Raw genomic sequence first — 17,239 nt, 5'->3', positions numbered from 1 at the left:
GGCAGCCGGAAGGCCGTACACGGGTCCTCCCGGACCGTTCGTGTACGGCCTTCCTTGTGCCTGACCCAGGGGCTGTTCGCTCAGAGCGAACCGGCCCCCGGGGCGGCCGGCCCCTGGCTGCCCCACTCCACCTGGGGGCCGTGCGGCCCGTCGAGGTGGGCGGCGTGCCCCGGCAGGTGGGCCGCCGGGCCGAGGACGAACACGTCCTCCGCCCCGTCGAGCACCCCGCCCGAGGGGTCGTCGTCCCCGGAGCGGCGCACCACGTCCCGCTCCGGCATGAGAATGTCCCGCACCACGACGGCGCACAGGTACAGCGTGCCCACCAGGTGCAGGGCGATCGCCCACTGGTAACCGTGGGTCGGCAGTCCCTTGTGGGCGTCCCCGCTGGTCGTGTACGCGAGGTACATCCAGATGCCCAGGAAGTACGCGACCTCGCACGCCTGCCAGATCAGGAAGTCCCGCCACTTCGGCCGGGCCAGCACGGCCAGCGGGACCAGCCACAGGACGTACTGCGGCGAGTAGACCTTGTTGGTGACGATGAACGCCGCCACCATCAGGAAGGCGAGCTGCGCGAAGCGCGGCCGGCGCGGAGCCGTGAACGTGAGCACCGCGATCCCCACGAACGACAGCACCACCAGCAGCGTGGCGAAGAGATTGACCGTGTCGATGGTCGGCGGGTCGGTGGAGTTCTGGGCCCAGATCAGCCAGAAGGACCCGAAGTCGACGCCCCGGTCGTGACTGAAGGTGTAGAACTTCGACCAGCCGTCGAAGGCGAAGAGCATCACCGGCAGGTTCACGGCCAGCCACGCGACCACCGCGCCGCCCACGGCCGAGAAGTACTCCCGCCACCTGCCCGCGCGCCAGCACAGCACGAGCAGCGGCCCGAGAAGGAAGACGGGATAGAGCTTGGCGGCCGTGGCGAGTCCGAGCAGGATACCGAAGGCCAGCGTGCGCCCCCGGGCCCACATCAGCATCGCCGCGGCCGTCAGGGCCACCGCCAGCAGGTCCCAGTTGATGGTGGCGGTCAGCACGAAGGCGGGCGCCAGGGCGACCAGGAGGCCGTCCCACGGGCGCCGGGCGTGGGTGCGCGCGACGCAGACGGCGATGACGGCGGCGCACGCCATCAGCATCCCGGCGTTGGCGAACCAGTACCAGCGCTCCTGGTGCTGGATGCTGCCGCTGTGGGGCGTGAGCCAGGAGGCCACCTCCATGAACACACCGGTCAGCACCGGGTACTCGAGGTACTGCATGTCGCCCTGGAGCTTGTCGAAGTACGGCACCAGCCCGTCGGAGAAGCCTCGCCCCTGATAGAGGTGCGGGATGTCCGAGTAGCACGCGTGCGTGTACTGAGAACTCGCGCCGAAGAACCAGCCGCTGTTGTAGCAGGGGGCCTTCTGGACCAGGCCGAGGGCGAACATGCCGATGGCCACGAGCGCCACGACCCGTACGGGCGTCCACCAGGACGTCCCGAGCAGGGCGCGCCGCCCGATGGGTCCGCCGATCAGCTCACTGCCGGCCGCGGCGACCTCGTCCTCCTTGGTCGGCCGCACGGGCTCTCCCCGAGCGGCTCGCACCGGCTCGGGCTCGTGCACGCTCGCGGGCGTCATTTCTGCACTGGGCATGGAGCACATCCTGCCGTACGTGTCTAGGAATAGGCCGAGGGCCGCCGCACCTCGTGGGTGCGGCGGCCCATGTTTCACGTGAAACACGCTCGGCGGGCGAAATGACCACCAACCGGTCGGAGCTCCGGTCTAGCCCGTCGGCCCACCGAAGAGGCCTCCGTTGCCATTGCCTCTGGTGTTGCCGTTGCCGTTGCCGTTGCCCGTGGTGTCCGTGGGCGTCGGTGAACCGGTGACCCCGCCGTCCGTGCCGCCGGTGTCGACGCCGCCTGTGTTGTCACAGTTGAAGCCGAACTGGCAGGTGTCGGTCGGCGAGGGCGACTCCGTGGTAGGCGTGTCGCTCGGCGTGGGGCTCGGGGACTCGGTCGGCGTCTCGCTCGGCTGCGTGACCGTGGGGGTCGGCGTCGGGGTGGGAGCGCCCGCCTCGTCCGAGACCTCGCCGATCTTCTCCGCCTCCGGGAAGCCCGGGTCGTTTGCGCCCTTGAGCGCAACCTTCATGTACTCGGTCCACACGGAGGTCGGAATGTCACCACCGTGGATGGACGGAACACCTGCCGTGCCGTTCATGGAGAGCAGCCTGTGGTCCTTGGGGTTCTCCCGGAACATCGCGACCGAGGTCGACAGCTGCTGGGTGTAGCCGACGAACCAGGCCGACTTGTTGCTGTCGGTGGTACCGGTCTTGCCGGCCGCCGTACGGCCCAGGGCCTTGGCGTTCTGACCCGTACCGTTCTGGATGACGTTCTCCAGCGTGTCCGTGACGTTGTTCGCCACGTTCGAGTCCATCACCTGCTTGACCGCCGGCTTGGTGAAGCCTGGTTCCTCCTTGCCGTCGTGCTTGACGGAGACCACGGAGTACGGGTCCGCCTGCTTGCCGGAGCCGGCGAATGTGGCGTAGGCGTCGGCCATGCGGATCGCGCTCGGGGTGGAGGTACCGATGGCGAAGGACGGGTTGAGTCCGGCGAAGCCGGTCCGGATGCCGGCCTTCTGGGCGACGTCCCGTACATGGGTCATGCCCACATCGACGCCAAGCTGCACGAACGGCGTGTTGATGGACTGCTCCATGGCCTTGCGCAGGGTGATGTAGCCCCAGCGGTGGTCGCTCTCGTTGTTCTGGAAGAAGGTCGAGCCGTCCTTGTTGAGCTGGAAGGTGCCATCCGGCCTTTTGACCTTGAGATGGTCGTCGCCGTTGTACTTGCTCAGCGGCGAGAGAGGGACACCGTCGGTCCTGTACGTCCCGTACTCCATCGCCGCGGCCAGCACGAACGGTTTCCACGTCGAACCGACCGGAACGCCTGAGGTGTCCGCGTTGTTGGTGAAGTGACCGTTCTCGTAGCCGTCACCGCCGTAGAGAGCGACGATCGCCCCGTCCTTGGGAACCACGGAGGCGGCGCCGAACTGGACGTACTTGTCCAAGTCCCGCTTCTTCGGGTCGAGCCGCGACTTCTGGATCTTCTTCACTGCCGCGGTCAGGGCGTTGACCTTGGCCTTGTCGAAGGTCGTGTAGATCTGGTAGCCGCCCTGGTCGAACTGGGCCTCCGTGATGTTGGAGTGCGCCAGGACGTACCTCTTGGCGGTGTCGGCCAGGTAACTGATCTGGCCGGTCATGCCCTTGTTGGCCTTGCGGCCCTGGGGCGTGGGGTACTTCTTGATCGCGTCCTGGTACTGGGCGTCGGTGATGCGCTTGTCCTTGTGCATCTCGCCGAGGATCCAGCTCCAGCGTTCCTTGGAGCGCTTGAGGTTGGCCGACGCGTTCGCCGCCTTGTCCAGATCCGGGTTGCCCGCCGGGTCGTAGTACGTCGGGCCCTTGAGCAGCGCCGCGAGGAAGGCACACTCGCTCGGCTGGAGCTTGTCCGCATTCTTGCCGAAGTACGTCTGCGCCGCGGCCTGGATGCCATAGGCACCACGACCGTAGTACGAGGTGTTCAGGTAGCCCTGGAGGATCTGCGGCTTCTTGAGCTCCTTGCCCACCTTGATGGAGATGAACATCTCCTTGAACTTCCGGGAGAGCGACTGCTCCTGGCTGAGGTAGGTGTTCTTGACGAACTGCTGGGTGATCGTCGAACCACCCTGCGTCTGACCGCCCCGCGCCATGTTGACCACCGCACGCGCGATGCCCATGGGGTCGACGCCGGAGTCCTGGTAGAAGCTCTTGTTCTCGGCCGAGATCACGGCCCACTGCATGGCATCGGGGATGTGGTCGATGGTGATGTTCTGCCGGTTCACTCCCGTGCCCGTGGCCACCATCTGCGTGCCGTTGCCCCAGTAATAGACGTTGTTCTGCGACTTGGCCGCGTCGTTCTCACTGGGGATCGTGACCATCGCGTAGCTGATGCCGACCAGGGCGACCAGGCTGCCGACGAAGCCGATGAACAGCCCGGAGACGAGCTTCCAGGAGGGCGTCCATCGGCGCCAGCCCCACTTGCCCGCCCGGGGGTAGTCGATGAAGCGCCTTCTGGCGGGCTCGCTCGCCCGGCCTCTGCCGCGCCCGGGACCGGTCGGCCCACCGGGGCCTCCGCGCCGGCCGCCCGGACCGGTGTCATCGGCCCCTCTGCGGCGCCCACCAGTGTTTCTCTGGGCCGCGCGGCGGGCCTCGGCACGGCCACCGTACTGGTCATCGCCTCCCAAGCCGTAGGCATCGGAGGGAGACCCGGTGGCGCCACGCGGAGCCGCACGGCGGCCGGAGGACGAGCCGGACTGGCCGCGTCGGGCCGCGGCACGTCCGCCTTCCTGCGGCTGCGGCGGTTTGCGACGGTGCTCGCTCATCGAACGATTACTCCTCGGGCAGGCGCACCCATGCGCGCCTGGAAACGGCGGCTGGTTTCCGGTCCCCCCGAAGTACGGATGCGGTCGTTCCTGCATTCACCCGTACCGCACCGAGGACACGACGCCCCCCAGTCGTCACTTGGTTCCCGGTGGTGGTGCATGCCGCACAGACTACGCACCGCCAAACCCCACCCAGCCCCGGGATTCGCCTCAAACCGGGCAACTCATCTCCTACGAATCGGTGATGTGATCCCGACCACCCACCCCCCTCTTGTCGCGCCCGTAAGGCCGTTCTATCGTCGAGATGTATCGAGTCGATACATCAGAGCGAGATAAGTGACCGGGTGCGCGACACGGGGACGAGAGGAGGCGACGATGAGCCGACGGTCCGGGATTCTCGAGTTCGCCGTGCTCGGCCTGCTCCGCGAGTCCCCGATGCACGGCTATGAACTGCGCAAACGTCTCAACACGTCGCTCGGGGTGTTCCGTGCCTTCAGCTACGGAACGCTGTATCCCTGCCTCAAGACGCTGGTCGCGAACGGCTGGTTGATCGAGGAACCGGGGAGCACGCCCGAGGACGCCCTCGCCGCTCCGCTGACCGGACGCCGCGCCAAGATCGTCTATCGGTTGACGGCGGAAGGTAAGGAGCACTTCGAGGAACTGCTCTCCCAGACCGGCCCGGACGCCTACGAGGACGAGCACTTCGCAGCGCGCTTCGCCTTCTTCGGACAGACGTCGCGCGATGTGCGCATGCGCGTCCTGGAGGGCCGCCGCAGCCGGCTGGAGGAACGCCTGGAGAAGATGCGCGCCTCCCTGGCGCGTACCCGGGAGCGCCTCGACGACTACACGCTCGAGCTCCAGCGCCACGGGATGGAGTCCGTGGAGCGCGAAGTGCGCTGGCTGAACGAGCTCATCGAGAGCGAGCGGGCCGGACGGGACCTGAAGGGTTCCGCGTCCGGGGGGTCCGCTCAGCAGGACACGACATCTGGATCGCCGGGCGTCCTGCCCCGTCCCGGGGACACCCCTGGGACGGATACGCCCGACGACACCGCCACGTGAGACCCACTCAGGGCCTCACTCGTACACACAGGGAGCAACCGGAATGGGTTCGGTTCGCGTAGCCATCGTCGGCGTCGGCAACTGCGCCGCGTCGCTGGTGCAGGGAGTCGAGTACTACAAGGACGCCGACCCGGCGTCCAGGGTCCCCGGCCTGATGCACGTGCAGTTCGGTGACTACCACGTGCGGGACATCGAGTTCGTCGCCGCCTTCGACGTCGACGCGAAGAAGGTCGGCCTCGACCTCGCGGACGCCATCGGCGCCTCCGAGAACAACACCATCAAGATCTGCGACGTACCCTCCACCGGAGTCACCGTCCAGCGTGGCCACACCCTCGACGGCCTCGGCAAGTACTACCGCCAGACCATCGAGGAGTCCGACGCCGAGCCGGTCGACGTCGTCCAGGTCCTGAAGGACAAGCAGGTCGACGTCCTCGTCTGCTACCTGCCGGTGGGCTCCGAGGACGCGGCGAAGTTCTACGCCCAGGCCGCCATCGACGCCAAGGTCGCCTTCGTCAACGCCCTGCCGGTCTTCATCGCCGGCACCAAGGAATGGGCGGACAAGTTCACCGAGGCGGGCGTCCCGATCGTCGGCGACGACATCAAGTCGCAGGTCGGCGCCACCATCACGCACCGCGTGATGGCGAAGCTGTTCGAGGACCGGGGCGTCATCCTGGACCGCACGATGCAGCTGAACGTCGGCGGCAACATGGACTTCAAGAACATGCTCGAGCGCGACCGCCTGGAGTCCAAGAAGATCTCCAAGACGCAGGCCGTCACCTCGCAGATCCCCGACCGGGACCTCGGCGAGAAGAACGTCCACATCGGCCCCTCCGACTACGTCGCCTGGCTCGACGACCGCAAGTGGGCCTACGTCCGCCTCGAGGGCCGCGCGTTCGGCGACGTCCCGCTGAACCTGGAGTACAAGCTCGAGGTCTGGGACTCCCCGAACTCCGCCGGTGTCATCATCGACGCCCTGCGCGCCGCGAAGATCGCCAAGGACCGCGGCATCGGCGGCCCGATCCTGTCGGCTTCCTCGTACTTCATGAAGTCCCCGCCGGTGCAGTACTTCGACGACGAAGCCCGCGAGAACGTCGAGAAGTTCATCCGCGGCGACGTCGAGCGCTGACCGTCCGGTCACGCTGAAAACGCTCCTGCCAGGGCTGAGAGGGTCCCCGGGTGTCACACACCGGGGACCCTCCCTCATGTGAGGCTGTGCCCCATGCCCGTCGTCCGTGACCTGCGCGTCCTGCTGCGCCTCCCCGACTTCCGGCGCCTGCTCGCCGTACGCCTGCTCTCCCAGGGCGCCGACGGCGTCTACCAGGTCGCGCTCGCCGCCTATGTCGTCTTCTCCCCGGAGAAGCAGACCTCGGCCGCCGCGATCGCCTCGGCGATGGCGGTACTGCTGCTGCCGTACTCCCTGATCGGCCCCTTCGCCGGGGTCTTCCTGGACCGCTGGCGTCGCCGGCAGGTCTTCCTGTACGGCAATCTGCTGCGCTCCCTGCTGGCGGCGGCCACCGCCCTGCTGATGTCCGACGACGTCCCGGACGCCTTGTTCTACGTCTCCGCGCTGTGCGTCACCGCCGTCAACCGCTTCGTCCTCTCGGGTCTGTCCGCCGCGCTGCCCCGTGTCGTCGACAGCGATCGCCTGGTGATGGCCAACTCCGTCTCCCCGACCGCCGGAACGCTCGCCGCGACCGCCGGCGGCGGCCTCGCCCTCGCGGTCCGGCTGGTGGTGTCCGACTCCAACGCCGCGGTGGTCCTGCTGGGTGCAGTGCTGTACCTGTCCGCGGCTCTCATGTCGCTGAGCATGGCGCCCGACCTGCTCGGTCCCGAGCGCACGGCTACGCCGCCACGCCTGCGCACGGCGCTCGCCGGCACCGCACGCGATCTGCTGGCGGGCATACGGCACCTCGCTGCTCCCGCGCGTCGAGATGCGGCGTGGGCGCTGGCATCGATGACGCTGATGCGCTTCTGCTACGGTGCGCTGCTCGTCATGCTGCTGATGCTGTGCCGGTACGCCCTCTCACCGGGCCCTGACGACGGGCTCCGGCTGCTGGGGCTGGCGCTGGGGCTGTCCGGTGCGGGTTTCTTCGCGGCGGCCGTGGTGACCCCCTGGGCGGCCGGGCGGCTCGGCCCGGGACGCTGGATCGCCGTGTGCGCCGGATCCGCGGCCGTGCTGGAACCCGCACTCGGCCTCCCCTTCGCCACCCCGCCCCTGATGGCCGCCTCCTTCGTCCTGGGGCTGACCACCCAGGGTGCGAAGATCGCCACCGACACGGTCGTCCAGTCCTCCGTCGACGACGGCTTCCGCGGCCGGATCTTTTCCGTTTACGACGTGCTCTTCAACGTGGCCTTCGTCGGGGCTGCGGCCGTTGCCGCCCTGATGCTCCCGCCGGACGGCCGCTCCACGGTCCTGGTGGTCCTGGTCGCCGGGCTCTACGGAGCGGTTGCGCTGGCTATGGCCCGGTTTGCACATCGGTAAGTGTCACATCAAAGACACAGAACGCCTTTGAATTACAGGGTTGTCAGTCGAAACCGTTAACTTACGGAGGTCTTATTTCGCGCCACGCGCATCCGTGTTCGAGGGGGACCCCGAGTGACTACTCCGCCGCCGCAGGGCCAGGCTCCGTACCCGCCACAGGGCCAGGCTCCGTACCCGCCGCAAGGTCAGGCTCCGTACCCGCCACAGCCCGGCTACCCGCAGCAGGCGACCGCCCCCTACGCTCCGGTGCCGGCGCCGGCCCCGAAGCGCGGCATCAGGCAGTACCTGCGCATAGGCGGCATCATCCTCGGCCTCGTCGTCGTAGCGGGTGGCTGGTACTTCAACAACAGCGACGACACCAAGAAGCTTGCTGTCGGTGACTGCCTGACGAACAAGGGAAGCGACAACTCCCCCGAGATCGAGCAGTTGGACTGCAGTAACTCCAAGGCGGACTACAAGGTACTCAAGAAGGACGGCAGCACCAGCCTGTCCCAGCTCGCCTGTCAGTCCACCAAGGGAACGACGGCCGCCATCGAGTGGAAAGAAGGCAGCGACTCGTTCGTCCTCTGCCTCGGAGACAACAAGTAGCTTCTCAACTTGAGAAGGGGCGGTGTTTCACGTGAAACGCCGCCAGGAGCACCGAAGAGCGCGCATCGCACACAGTCGATGCGCGCTCTTGCACATACAGCGACTCCACCGGGCCGCGATGAACCGAGCTCTGAACAACCTCAGCTCTCTTGTCACTCAAACCCTCAGGCCGCAGAGCAGCCTGCAGAACCTGTAGGTGCAACGCATTACGGAAGCGCGGACTTCGCCTGCTGCCACGGCAGCAACATGGGCGGGCATGTTTCACGTGAAACATGCCCGCCCATCTCGGCCTCAGTGCTGATCGGCCCACCATTCCTTGAGGGCCTCGGTCGCCGCGTCCTCACCCATCGGCCCGTTCTCCAGCCGCAGCTCCAGCATGTGCTTGTACGCCCGACCGATGACCGGCCCGGGCCCGACGCCCAGGATCTCCATGATCTGGTTGCCGTCGAGGTCCGGGCGGATCGCGTCGAGCTCCTCCTGTTCCTGGAGCTGGGCGATGCGCTCTTCGAGGCCGTCGTACGCACGGGACAGCGCGGCTGCCTTGCGCTTGTTGCGGGTGGTGCAGTCGGAGCGGGTCAGCTTGTGGAGACGGTCGAGAAGCGGGCCGGCGTCACGGACATAGCGCCGGACCGCGGAGTCCGTCCACTCCCCGGTGCCGTAGCCGTGGAAGCGCAGGTGGAGCTCGACCAGACGCGAGACGTCCTTCACCAGGTCGTTGGAGTACTTCAGGGCCGTCATGCGCTTCTTGGTCATCTTCGCACCGACCACCTCGTGGTGGTGGAAGGAGACCCGGCCGTCCTTCTCGAAGCGGCGGGTGCGCGGCTTGCCGATGTCGTGCAGCAGTGCGGCCAGGCGGAGAGTCAGGTCGGGGCCGTTCTCCTCCAGCGCGATCGCCTGCTCCAGGACGATCAGCGTGTGCTCGTAGACGTCCTTGTGCCGGTGGTGCTCGTCGCTCTCCAGCCGCAGGGCGGGCAGCTCGGGCAGTACACGGTCCGCGAGACCGGTGTCGACCAGCAGCGTCAGCCCCTTGCGAGGGTTCGCGGACAGGATCAGCTTGTTCAGCTCGTCCCGGACCCGCTCGGCCGACACGATGTCGATACGCCCGGCCATCTCCTTCATGGCCGTGACGACCTCGTCGGCCACCTCGAAGTCGAGCTGGGCGGCGAACCGTGCGGCCCGCATCATCCGTAGCGGATCGTCCGAGAAGGACTCCTCGGGCGTCCCCGGAGTGCGCAGCATCCGCGCCGCCAGATCCTGCAGACCGCCGTGCGGGTCGATGAACTCCTTCTCCGGCAGCGCCACGGCCATCGCGTTCACCGTGAAGTCACGCCTGACGAGGTCCTCCGCGATGGAGTCGCCGTACGACACCTCGGGCTTGCGCGAGGTGCGGTCGTACGCCTCCGAACGGTAGGTGGTCACCTCGATCTGGAAATTTCGATCGACTTCTCCCACACGGGCGTCCTTCTGCGCCCCGACCGTGCCGAAGGCGATCCCCACCTCCCAGACCGCGTCCGCCCATGGCCGCATGATCTTCAGTACGTCCTCGGGACGGGCGTCGGTGGTGAAGTCCAGATCATTGCCGAGCCGGCCGAGGAGCGCGTCCCGGACCGAGCCGCCGACCAGGGCGAGTGAGAACCCGGCCTCCTGGAAACGACGCGCAAGGTCGTCGGCGACGGGGGCCACCCGCAGCAGTTCGCTCACCGCGCGCTGCTGCGCCTGGCTCAGGGCGTTCGAAGTGTCTTCGTTGGCGTTCGGCACAACAGAAGAGAGTACGTGGCCCAGGCACCGGGCAGCGCCTCCATTGAGCACGGAGGAGCACGCATAGGAACAGAGGGATGTGTTTCCTCACAATTCCAGCGTTCAGTGCGTACGCCACTCTCCGTTCGATGCCGGAAATACGGGGCAGGACAGCACCGCGCTCCGGATCTTGCGGAGCAGACCGCGGCACTTCCCTTCACCGCGCATCGTTACCATGCGTGGACGCACATTCCGACGACCACTGACGACGACGAGGGACGGGCGAGCGCGTGGCCGAGGCGGCAGACTTCCAGGGGACGAGTCCCTCACCTGCCCGCCGCTGGCTGCGGCGCACCGGCGCACTGCTCGCCGGGGTGCCGCTGCTGGCCGGTCTGCTCCAGCTGCCCGCCGCCGCGCCCGCCCAGGCCGCCACGTCCGACACGGTGGACGTCTCCCTGGACTCCCTCACCCCCAGCGCTCCGACCGACGGTGACACACTGACCGTCTCCGGCACGGTGACCAACACCGGCAAGCAGGCGGTCACCAACGCCCACGTGGGGCTGCGTGTGGGCCCCCACCTGGACACCCGGTCGGCGATCGACACCACCGCCAAGCACTCCGACGACCTCCAGGCCTCCGTCGGCTCCGAGGTCGGCGGCAAATACGTCGAGAAGTTCGCACAGCTCACCCCGGGCGTCGCCGAGCACTTCAGTATCTCCGTGCCGGTCGACAAGCTCGACCTCGGCCAGGACGGCGTCTACGAGTTCGACGTCTCCCTCTCCGGCAAGACCTCCGCCCAGCCGTGGGACCAGGTTCTGGGCATCCAGCGCACCTTCCTGCCCTGGCAGCCGGGCGAGGCCGACACCAGGACGAAGACCACGTATCTGTGGCCGCTGATCTCCAGCGTGCACGTGATGGCGAAGACCGGCGCAGGTGAACGGCAGACACCGGTCTTCCGCAACGACGACCTCGCCAAGGAGATCGCCCCCGGTGGCCGCCTTGCGCAGATGGTCGCGCTGGGCAAGGACCTCGACGTCACCTGGGTGATCGATCCGGACCTGCTGGCTTCCGTCGACGCGATGGTGGGCAACTACAGGATCAAGGGCCCGGGCGACACCACCACGGCGGGAACCCATCAGGCGGTCGCCAAGCAGTGGCTCGCCGACCTGCAGGAAGCGGTCGCGGGCAAGGAGGTCGTCGCCCTGCCCTTCGCCGACCCGGACCTGGCCTCCCTTGCGCACAACGGCACGAGCGTCACCGGATCGCTGAGCCATCTCAAGGACGCCACGGACGTCGCCGCCACCACGGTGAAGACCGTGCTCCACGTCACACCGGACACCGACTTCGCGTGGCCGGTGGGCGGCGCCGTCGACCCCTCGATCATCAAGGTCGCCACCTCCGCCGGCGCGGACAAGGTGATCGCCCGCAGCGACAGCCTGCAGGAGACCGGCAGCCTGTCCTACACGCCCTCCGCGGCCCGCCCGATCGGCGGCGGCACCACCGCGGTGGTCGCGGACGCCCGGCTGTCCACGGCGTTCGAGGGCGACCTCACGAAGGCCGGCTCCACCACACTCGCGGTGCAGCGCTTCCTGGCCCAGAGCCTGGAGCTCGGCAACCAGACGGACAGGCAACGCAGCATCGTCGTGGCCCCGCAGCGCATGCCGTCCATCGGCCAGGCCCAGGCCATGGCCCAGGCGCTCACGGGTCTCCAGGACAGCAACTGGTCAGAGTCGCAGGGGCTCTCCGATGCGGCCAAGGCCAAGCCGGACCCCGGCGCCACCACAAGGATCCCGTCCACGTCCGCCTACCCCTCGTCGCTGCGCGAGCAGGAGCTGCCCCGGTCGGCCTTCGAGCAGATCGCACGGACCGAGGACAAGCTCGAGAACTTCAAGGTGATCCTCACCGACCAGTCCCGGGTGGTGACCCCCTTCGGGCGGGCCATGAACCGTGAGATGTCCGTGTCCTGGCGGGGCAGCAGCAGCAAGGCGGACGGCTTCCGGCAGGGCGTGGAGAACTACATCGACGACCTCGCCCAGCAGGTGAAGTTGATCGACAAGTCGGAGACGAAGCTCTCCGGCCGCAGCGCCACGATCCCGGTGACCGTCCAGAACAACCTGGTGCAGCCGGTCGACCACCTCGTCCTGCGGCTCACCTCCACCATGCCGACTCGCCTCAAGATCGGCGACAAGGCCTATATGGAGCAGCCCGTCACCGTCTCCGGCGGGCACAGCCAGTCCGTGAAGTTCCCCACTTCCGCCAACGCCAACGGCCGGGTGACGGTGATCGCCCAGCTCTACACGCAGGACGGCCAGGAGTACGGCACACCGGTCACGTTCGACGTGAAGGTCACCGAGGTCACCCCCACGGTGATGCTGGTCATCGGCGGCGGCGTCCTGCTGCTCGTCCTCGCCGGATTCCGTATGTACACCCAGCGCAAGCGCGCGGCCGCCCGGCAGGCCGAGGACGACGGCCCCGACGAGGCGGGGGAGGACACCGACGGACCGGAGAACCCCGAAGGCCCCGAGGACCATCCCACGGAAGAGTCCGGCGGCGGCTCCCGGGCAGACGACCAGGGGCAGCCGAGTGACCCGACACCGGACACCGCACCGGAAAGCGCCGACCCGTCCGGGACGGGTGAGAGAGTGGACCGTTGAGCGATGTCGTGGCCGGTGGGCCCGGGGACGATGAGGTGGGGTAACCATGAATTCGCCGTACGACGGTGACCGCGGCCAGGCCGCGGCCGGCTCGGGCTACCCCGAGCCGCCCGAGCCCGGCCAGGTGCCGCCGCAGCACGCGGCGGACATGTATCTCCAGGACGCCTACGACCAGGACCCCTATCGGGCGCAGGACCTCTCCGCCCAGGACCCGGTCGCCGAGGCGCTCTACGACCGTGCCGCCCACCCCCCGCCGCCACCGGGCACGTACCCGCAGCAGCAGCCGTACGCCCAGCCGGACCGGTCGCCGTACGCTCCCGACCCCCATGTGTGGGCCCAGACCCCGGCACCGGAACCGTCCGGCCCGACGCAGTACCTGCCGTACGGCGACGATCCCCGCACGACCCAGTTCGTGGGCGTCGACGACCTGGTCACACACTCCGGCGAGGAGCAGCACCAGCCTGACGCCTTCGCACACCTGTTCAGGGACCAGCAGCAGGGCGGCGGACACGCGTCGACGGAACCGCCGTCCGTGCCCGGTCCGTCCTCAGCGCCGGGCGGGCCCCAGGGGCCCGTGGGACAGCACCCGGCGGCCTCGTACCCCTCCGCTCCTCCCTCCGGGGCCGGGAGCTACGGCGCCGACTCCACGATCGCTCTCGGCACCGCCACTTCCGCCTCCGCGGCTGCTCCGGCTGCCCCCGGCGCCCCCTCGGGCCCCGCGGCCCCGGAGGCCGCCGCTCCCGCCGCTCCCGCGGCTCCCGCCGGGAAGAAGGGCGGCAAGGCCGCCGGACTGCTGAAGTCCAGCGCCGTCATGGCAGCGGGCACGATGGTCTCCCGCCTCACCGGGTTCATCCGCTCCGCGCTGATCGCCGCAGCCCTGGGCCTCGGCTTCCTCGCCGACTCCTTCCAAGTGGCCTACCAGCTGCCGACGATGATCTACATCCTTACCGTCGGCGGCGGCCTCAACTCCGTCTTCGTGCCCCAGCTGGTGCGGTCGATGAAGGAGGACGAGGACGGCGGCGAGGCGTTCGCCAACCGTCTGCTGACGCTGGTCATGGTGGCGCTGGCCGCGCTCACCGGCCTCGCGATGTTCGCTGCGCCGTTGCTGGTACGGATGCTGTCCCCCACCATCGCCGACAACCCGGGGGCCAACGAGGTAGCGGTCACCTTCACCCGCTACTTCCTGCCCTCGATCTTCTTCATGGGCATCCACGTGGTGATGGGTCAGATCCTCAACGCCCGCGGGAAGTTCGGCGCGATGATGTGGACCCCGGTCCTGAACAACATCGTCATCATCGTGACGCTCGGCATGTTCATCTGGGTGTACGGCACCGCCGCCAACTCCCACATGGACGTCACCACGATTCCGCCGGAGGGGCAGCGGCTCCTCGGTGTCGGCGTGCTGCTCGGCCTGGTCGTCCAGGCGCTGGCGATGATCCCCTACCTGCGCGAGACCGGCTTCCGGATCCGGCTGCGGTTCGACTGGAAGGGCCATGGCCTGGGCAAGGCCGCGATGCTCGCCAAGTGGACGGTCCTGTTCGTCCTCGCCAACCAGGCGGGCGCCATGGTCGTCACGCAGCTGTCCACCGCCGCCGGCAAGGACTCCGGCGTCAAGGGCACGGGCTTCGCCGCCTACGCCAACGCCCAGCTGATCTGGGGCCTGCCACAGGCCATCATCACGGTGTCCCTGATGGCCGCCCTGCTGCCGCGCATCTCGCGCTCGGCCGCCGAGGACGACGCCGGCGCCATTCGCGACGACATCTCCCAGGGACTGCGCACCACCGCGGTCGCCATCGTGCCCATCGCCTTCGGCTTCCTCGCGCTCGGCATCCCGATGTGCACGCTGATCTTCGGTTCCGCGGGCACGAGCTCGGCCGTCAACATGGGCTACATGCTGATGGCCTTCGGCCTCGGTCTTATCCCGTACTCCGTGCAGTACGTCGTCCTGCGTGCCTTCTACGCCTACGAGGACACCCGGACGCCCTTCTACAACACCGTCATCGTGGCCGCGGTCAACGCCGCCGCTTCGGGGGCCTGTTACTTCGTGCTCCCCGCCCGCTGGGCGGTGGCCGGCATGGCGGCCGCATACGGCCTCGCCTACGCCATCGGCGTGGGCGTCGCCTGGAAGCGGCTGCGCAAGCGGCTCGGCGGCGACCTGGACGGCTCCCGGGTCATCAGGACCTACGCCCGGCTGTGCATCGCCTCCGTACCCGCCGCGCTGCTCAGTGGTGCGGCCTGCTACGGAATCGGCCACACTCTCGGGCAGGGCGTTCTCGGTTCCTTCGCCGCGCTGCTGGCCGGCGGTGCCGTCCTGCTGGGCGTCTTCTTCGCCGCCGCCCGCCGCATGCGCATCGAGGAACTCAACTCCCTCGTGGGCATGGTGCGCGGGCGCCTGGGGCGCTGAGGCGAGGGTAAGCGCACAACCATCGTTCGCCGCCGCGTGTCGTGCATAGCGGCGGACTGTGGGCACAATTGGTTTCGGCGTCGGACAGGGTGCAACGGATGGGGAGGCAGGGAACGACGGTGGCAGAACGGAGCACGGCTGCCGTCGACGTGGCAGACAACAGCGGTGACGAGCCGCTGACCGCCAAGGCGGACCAGTCCACGGCCGACGGGGTGGCCAAGAACCCGGAGCGGGACACGGACAGCGACGAGGCGGAAGGGAGCAACGGGACGGACGGCCGCGGGAAGGCCTCACCTCCCGAACTGCACAGCGGTCACAAGCTGGCCAGACGCTATCGCCTCGAGGAGTGCGTCACCCGTCTGGACGGATTCAGCAGCTGGCGAGCGGTGGACGAGAAACTCCGCCGCGCCGTCGGCGTCCATGTCCTGCCCGCGGAGCACGCACGGGCCCGTTCGGTGCTGGCAGCCGCCCGCTCCTCCGCGCTGCTCGGCGATCCCCGGTTCGTCCAGGTCCTGGACGCCGTCGACGAGAACGACCTCGTGTACGTCGTGCACGAATGGCTGCCCGACGCCACGGAACTGTCCACGCTGCTGTCCGCCGGGCCACTGGAACCGCACGACGCCTACCAGATGGTCAGCCAGGTCTCCTCCGCCATGGCTGCCGCCCACCGTGAGGGCCTCGCCCATCTGCGCCTCAACCCCAACGCCGTACTGCGCGCCTCCACCGGCCAGTGGCGCATCCGCGGCCTCGCCGTCAACGCGGCGCTGCGCGGCATCAGCTCCGACACCCCGCAGCGCACCGACACCGAGGCGATCGGTGCCCTGCTGTACGCGGCGCTCACCCAGCGCTGGCCGTACGAGAACGACGCCTACGGCCTGTCCGGCCTGCCCAAGGACATCGGGCTGATCCCGCCGGACCAGGTGCGGGCCGGCGTCCACCGGGGGCTGTCCGAACTCGCCATGCGGGCGCTGGCCAACGACGGCGCCACGGCCTCCCGGCACGAGTCACCTTGCACCACTCCGGAGGAGCTGGTGAAGGCGATCGGCGAGATGCCCCGCATCCGGCCGCCGGAGCCCGCCTTCACGGCACCGCCGGAGTACCAGCGCACCACGTACCAGCAGGGCACGTACGGCCGGCCTGCCACGCACCCGGGCGTCACCCAGCCGCTCACGACCCCACCGCCGCCACTGCAGAGCCGCACCGGCAAGGCCCTGAAGTGGGCGGTCTCCGCCCTCCTCATCGCCGCCCTGGGCCTCGGCAGCTGGCAGCTCGCGGACGCCCTGCTGGGCCAGAACGGCAAGTCCGACGACCCGCCGACGACGCAGACGACGGACGGGGGCGGTAAGAGCGGCACGAAGAAACCGATCACCTCGAACAAGCCGATCGCCATCAGCAAGGCCTGGGACTTCGACCCCTTCAGCACAGACCACTCCGAGAAGCCGGCCGACATAGGGAAGGTCTACGACAACAGCACTGCCACGTACTGGCAGACGGACTACTACCTGAGCTCCAAGTTCGGCAACCTGAAATCGGGCGTGGGCGTCATCCTCGACCTCGGCAAGGCCCAGCAGGTCGGGAAGGTGACCGTCACCTTCCTCGGGGATACCTCGGTCGAGCTCCGCAGCGCTAACGCGGACGCTGGATCGCGGCCGGTATCCTTCTCCGCCTACGCCAAGGTCGCCCAAGGCTCGGGAACCACCGTGGAACTCAAGCCGGGCAAGTCCCTCAAGTCCCGGTACCTCCTGGTGTGGCTGACCAAGCTGCCGTTCCAGCCGGACGATGGTCACTGGCGCGGCAGGGTCGCTGACATCAAGGTGACCGGCTGAGAGACGTGCACGGGTGGGGCCCCTCCTGAAATCCGAGGAGGGGCCCCCTCCCCCCAGGCGGGGGGGCTCCCCAATGGCCTTCCTCAAGGTGTCGACCGCCGGGGGCC

At 68.6% G+C, this 17,239-nt stretch carries 10 protein-coding genes; 7 read left to right on the top strand and 3 right to left on the bottom strand.

Annotation, left to right across the window (positions count from 1 at the left end; all coding sequences use genetic code 11):
- Nucleotides 1–80: 80 nt before the first annotated feature.
- Both ACFYZQ_RS10965 and ACFYZQ_RS10960 read right to left on the bottom strand, forming a co-directional pair.
- Entirely contained in the window at nt 81–1,622 is a 1,542-nt protein-coding gene (locus ACFYZQ_RS10965) for a glycosyltransferase family 87 protein (RefSeq protein ID WP_389144503.1), read from the bottom strand.
- Between the two features lie 129 nt (nt 1,623–1,751).
- On the bottom strand, nt 1,752–4,382 hold the full coding sequence (locus tag ACFYZQ_RS10960) for a transglycosylase domain-containing protein (protein ID WP_389144500.1): 2,631 nt from the start codon (nt 4,380–4,382) through the stop codon (nt 1,752–1,754).
- Nucleotides 4,383–4,757: 375 nt separating this feature from the next.
- On the opposite strand from ACFYZQ_RS10960, the gene ACFYZQ_RS10955 reads away from it, so the two are divergent.
- From ACFYZQ_RS10955 to ACFYZQ_RS10940, 4 genes are all read left to right on the top strand, one after another.
- Nucleotides 4,758–5,441, top strand: coding sequence for a helix-turn-helix transcriptional regulator (locus ACFYZQ_RS10955; RefSeq protein ID WP_389144497.1), 684 nt, complete (start codon nt 4,758–4,760; stop codon nt 5,439–5,441).
- Nucleotides 5,442–5,484: 43 nt separating this feature from the next.
- The gene (locus tag ACFYZQ_RS10950; RefSeq protein WP_389144494.1) at nt 5,485–6,567 is read left to right on the top strand and encodes an inositol-3-phosphate synthase; all 1,083 of its coding nucleotides are present in this window, start codon (nt 5,485–5,487) and stop codon (nt 6,565–6,567) included.
- A 93-nt stretch (nt 6,568–6,660) separates the two neighbouring features.
- Nucleotides 6,661–7,923 (top strand): MFS transporter, encoded by a 1,263-nt coding sequence (locus ACFYZQ_RS10945; RefSeq protein WP_389144491.1) that lies wholly within the window; start codon nt 6,661–6,663, stop codon nt 7,921–7,923.
- Nucleotides 7,924–8,037: 114 nt separating this feature from the next.
- Nucleotides 8,038–8,511 (top strand): hypothetical protein, encoded by a 474-nt coding sequence (locus ACFYZQ_RS10940; protein WP_389144488.1) that lies wholly within the window; start codon nt 8,038–8,040, stop codon nt 8,509–8,511.
- Between the two features lie 291 nt (nt 8,512–8,802).
- Here ACFYZQ_RS10940 and ACFYZQ_RS10935 read toward each other — a convergent pair whose 3' ends face one another.
- Entirely contained in the window at nt 8,803–10,269 is a 1,467-nt protein-coding gene (locus ACFYZQ_RS10935; protein ID WP_389144485.1) for a CCA tRNA nucleotidyltransferase, read from the bottom strand.
- Nucleotides 10,270–10,538: 269 nt separating this feature from the next.
- Here ACFYZQ_RS10935 and ACFYZQ_RS10930 point away from each other — a divergent pair, with 269 nt between their 5' ends.
- From ACFYZQ_RS10930 to ACFYZQ_RS10920, 3 genes are all read left to right on the top strand, one after another.
- Complete coding sequence (locus tag ACFYZQ_RS10930) at nt 10,539–12,902, top strand: DUF6049 family protein (RefSeq protein WP_389144482.1); 2,364 nt, start codon at nt 10,539–10,541, stop codon at nt 12,900–12,902.
- Nucleotides 12,903–12,948: 46 nt separating this feature from the next.
- Nucleotides 12,949–15,306: a murein biosynthesis integral membrane protein MurJ gene (murJ, locus tag ACFYZQ_RS10925; protein ID WP_389144479.1), complete on the top strand. Its 2,358-nt coding sequence runs from the start codon at nt 12,949–12,951 to the stop codon at nt 15,304–15,306.
- 119 nt (nt 15,307–15,425) lie between these two features.
- Nucleotides 15,426–17,132 (top strand): protein kinase family protein, encoded by a 1,707-nt coding sequence (locus ACFYZQ_RS10920; RefSeq protein WP_389144476.1) that lies wholly within the window; start codon nt 15,426–15,428, stop codon nt 17,130–17,132.
- Nucleotides 17,133–17,239: the final 107 nt, after the last annotated feature.

The organism is Streptomyces sp. NPDC001843 (assembly GCF_042891955.1).
Taxonomy (GTDB): domain Bacteria; phylum Actinomycetota; class Actinomycetes; order Streptomycetales; family Streptomycetaceae; genus Streptomyces.
Note: the sequence above shows the minus strand (reverse complement) of the source record. Positions and strands in the feature narration are given on the sequence as shown.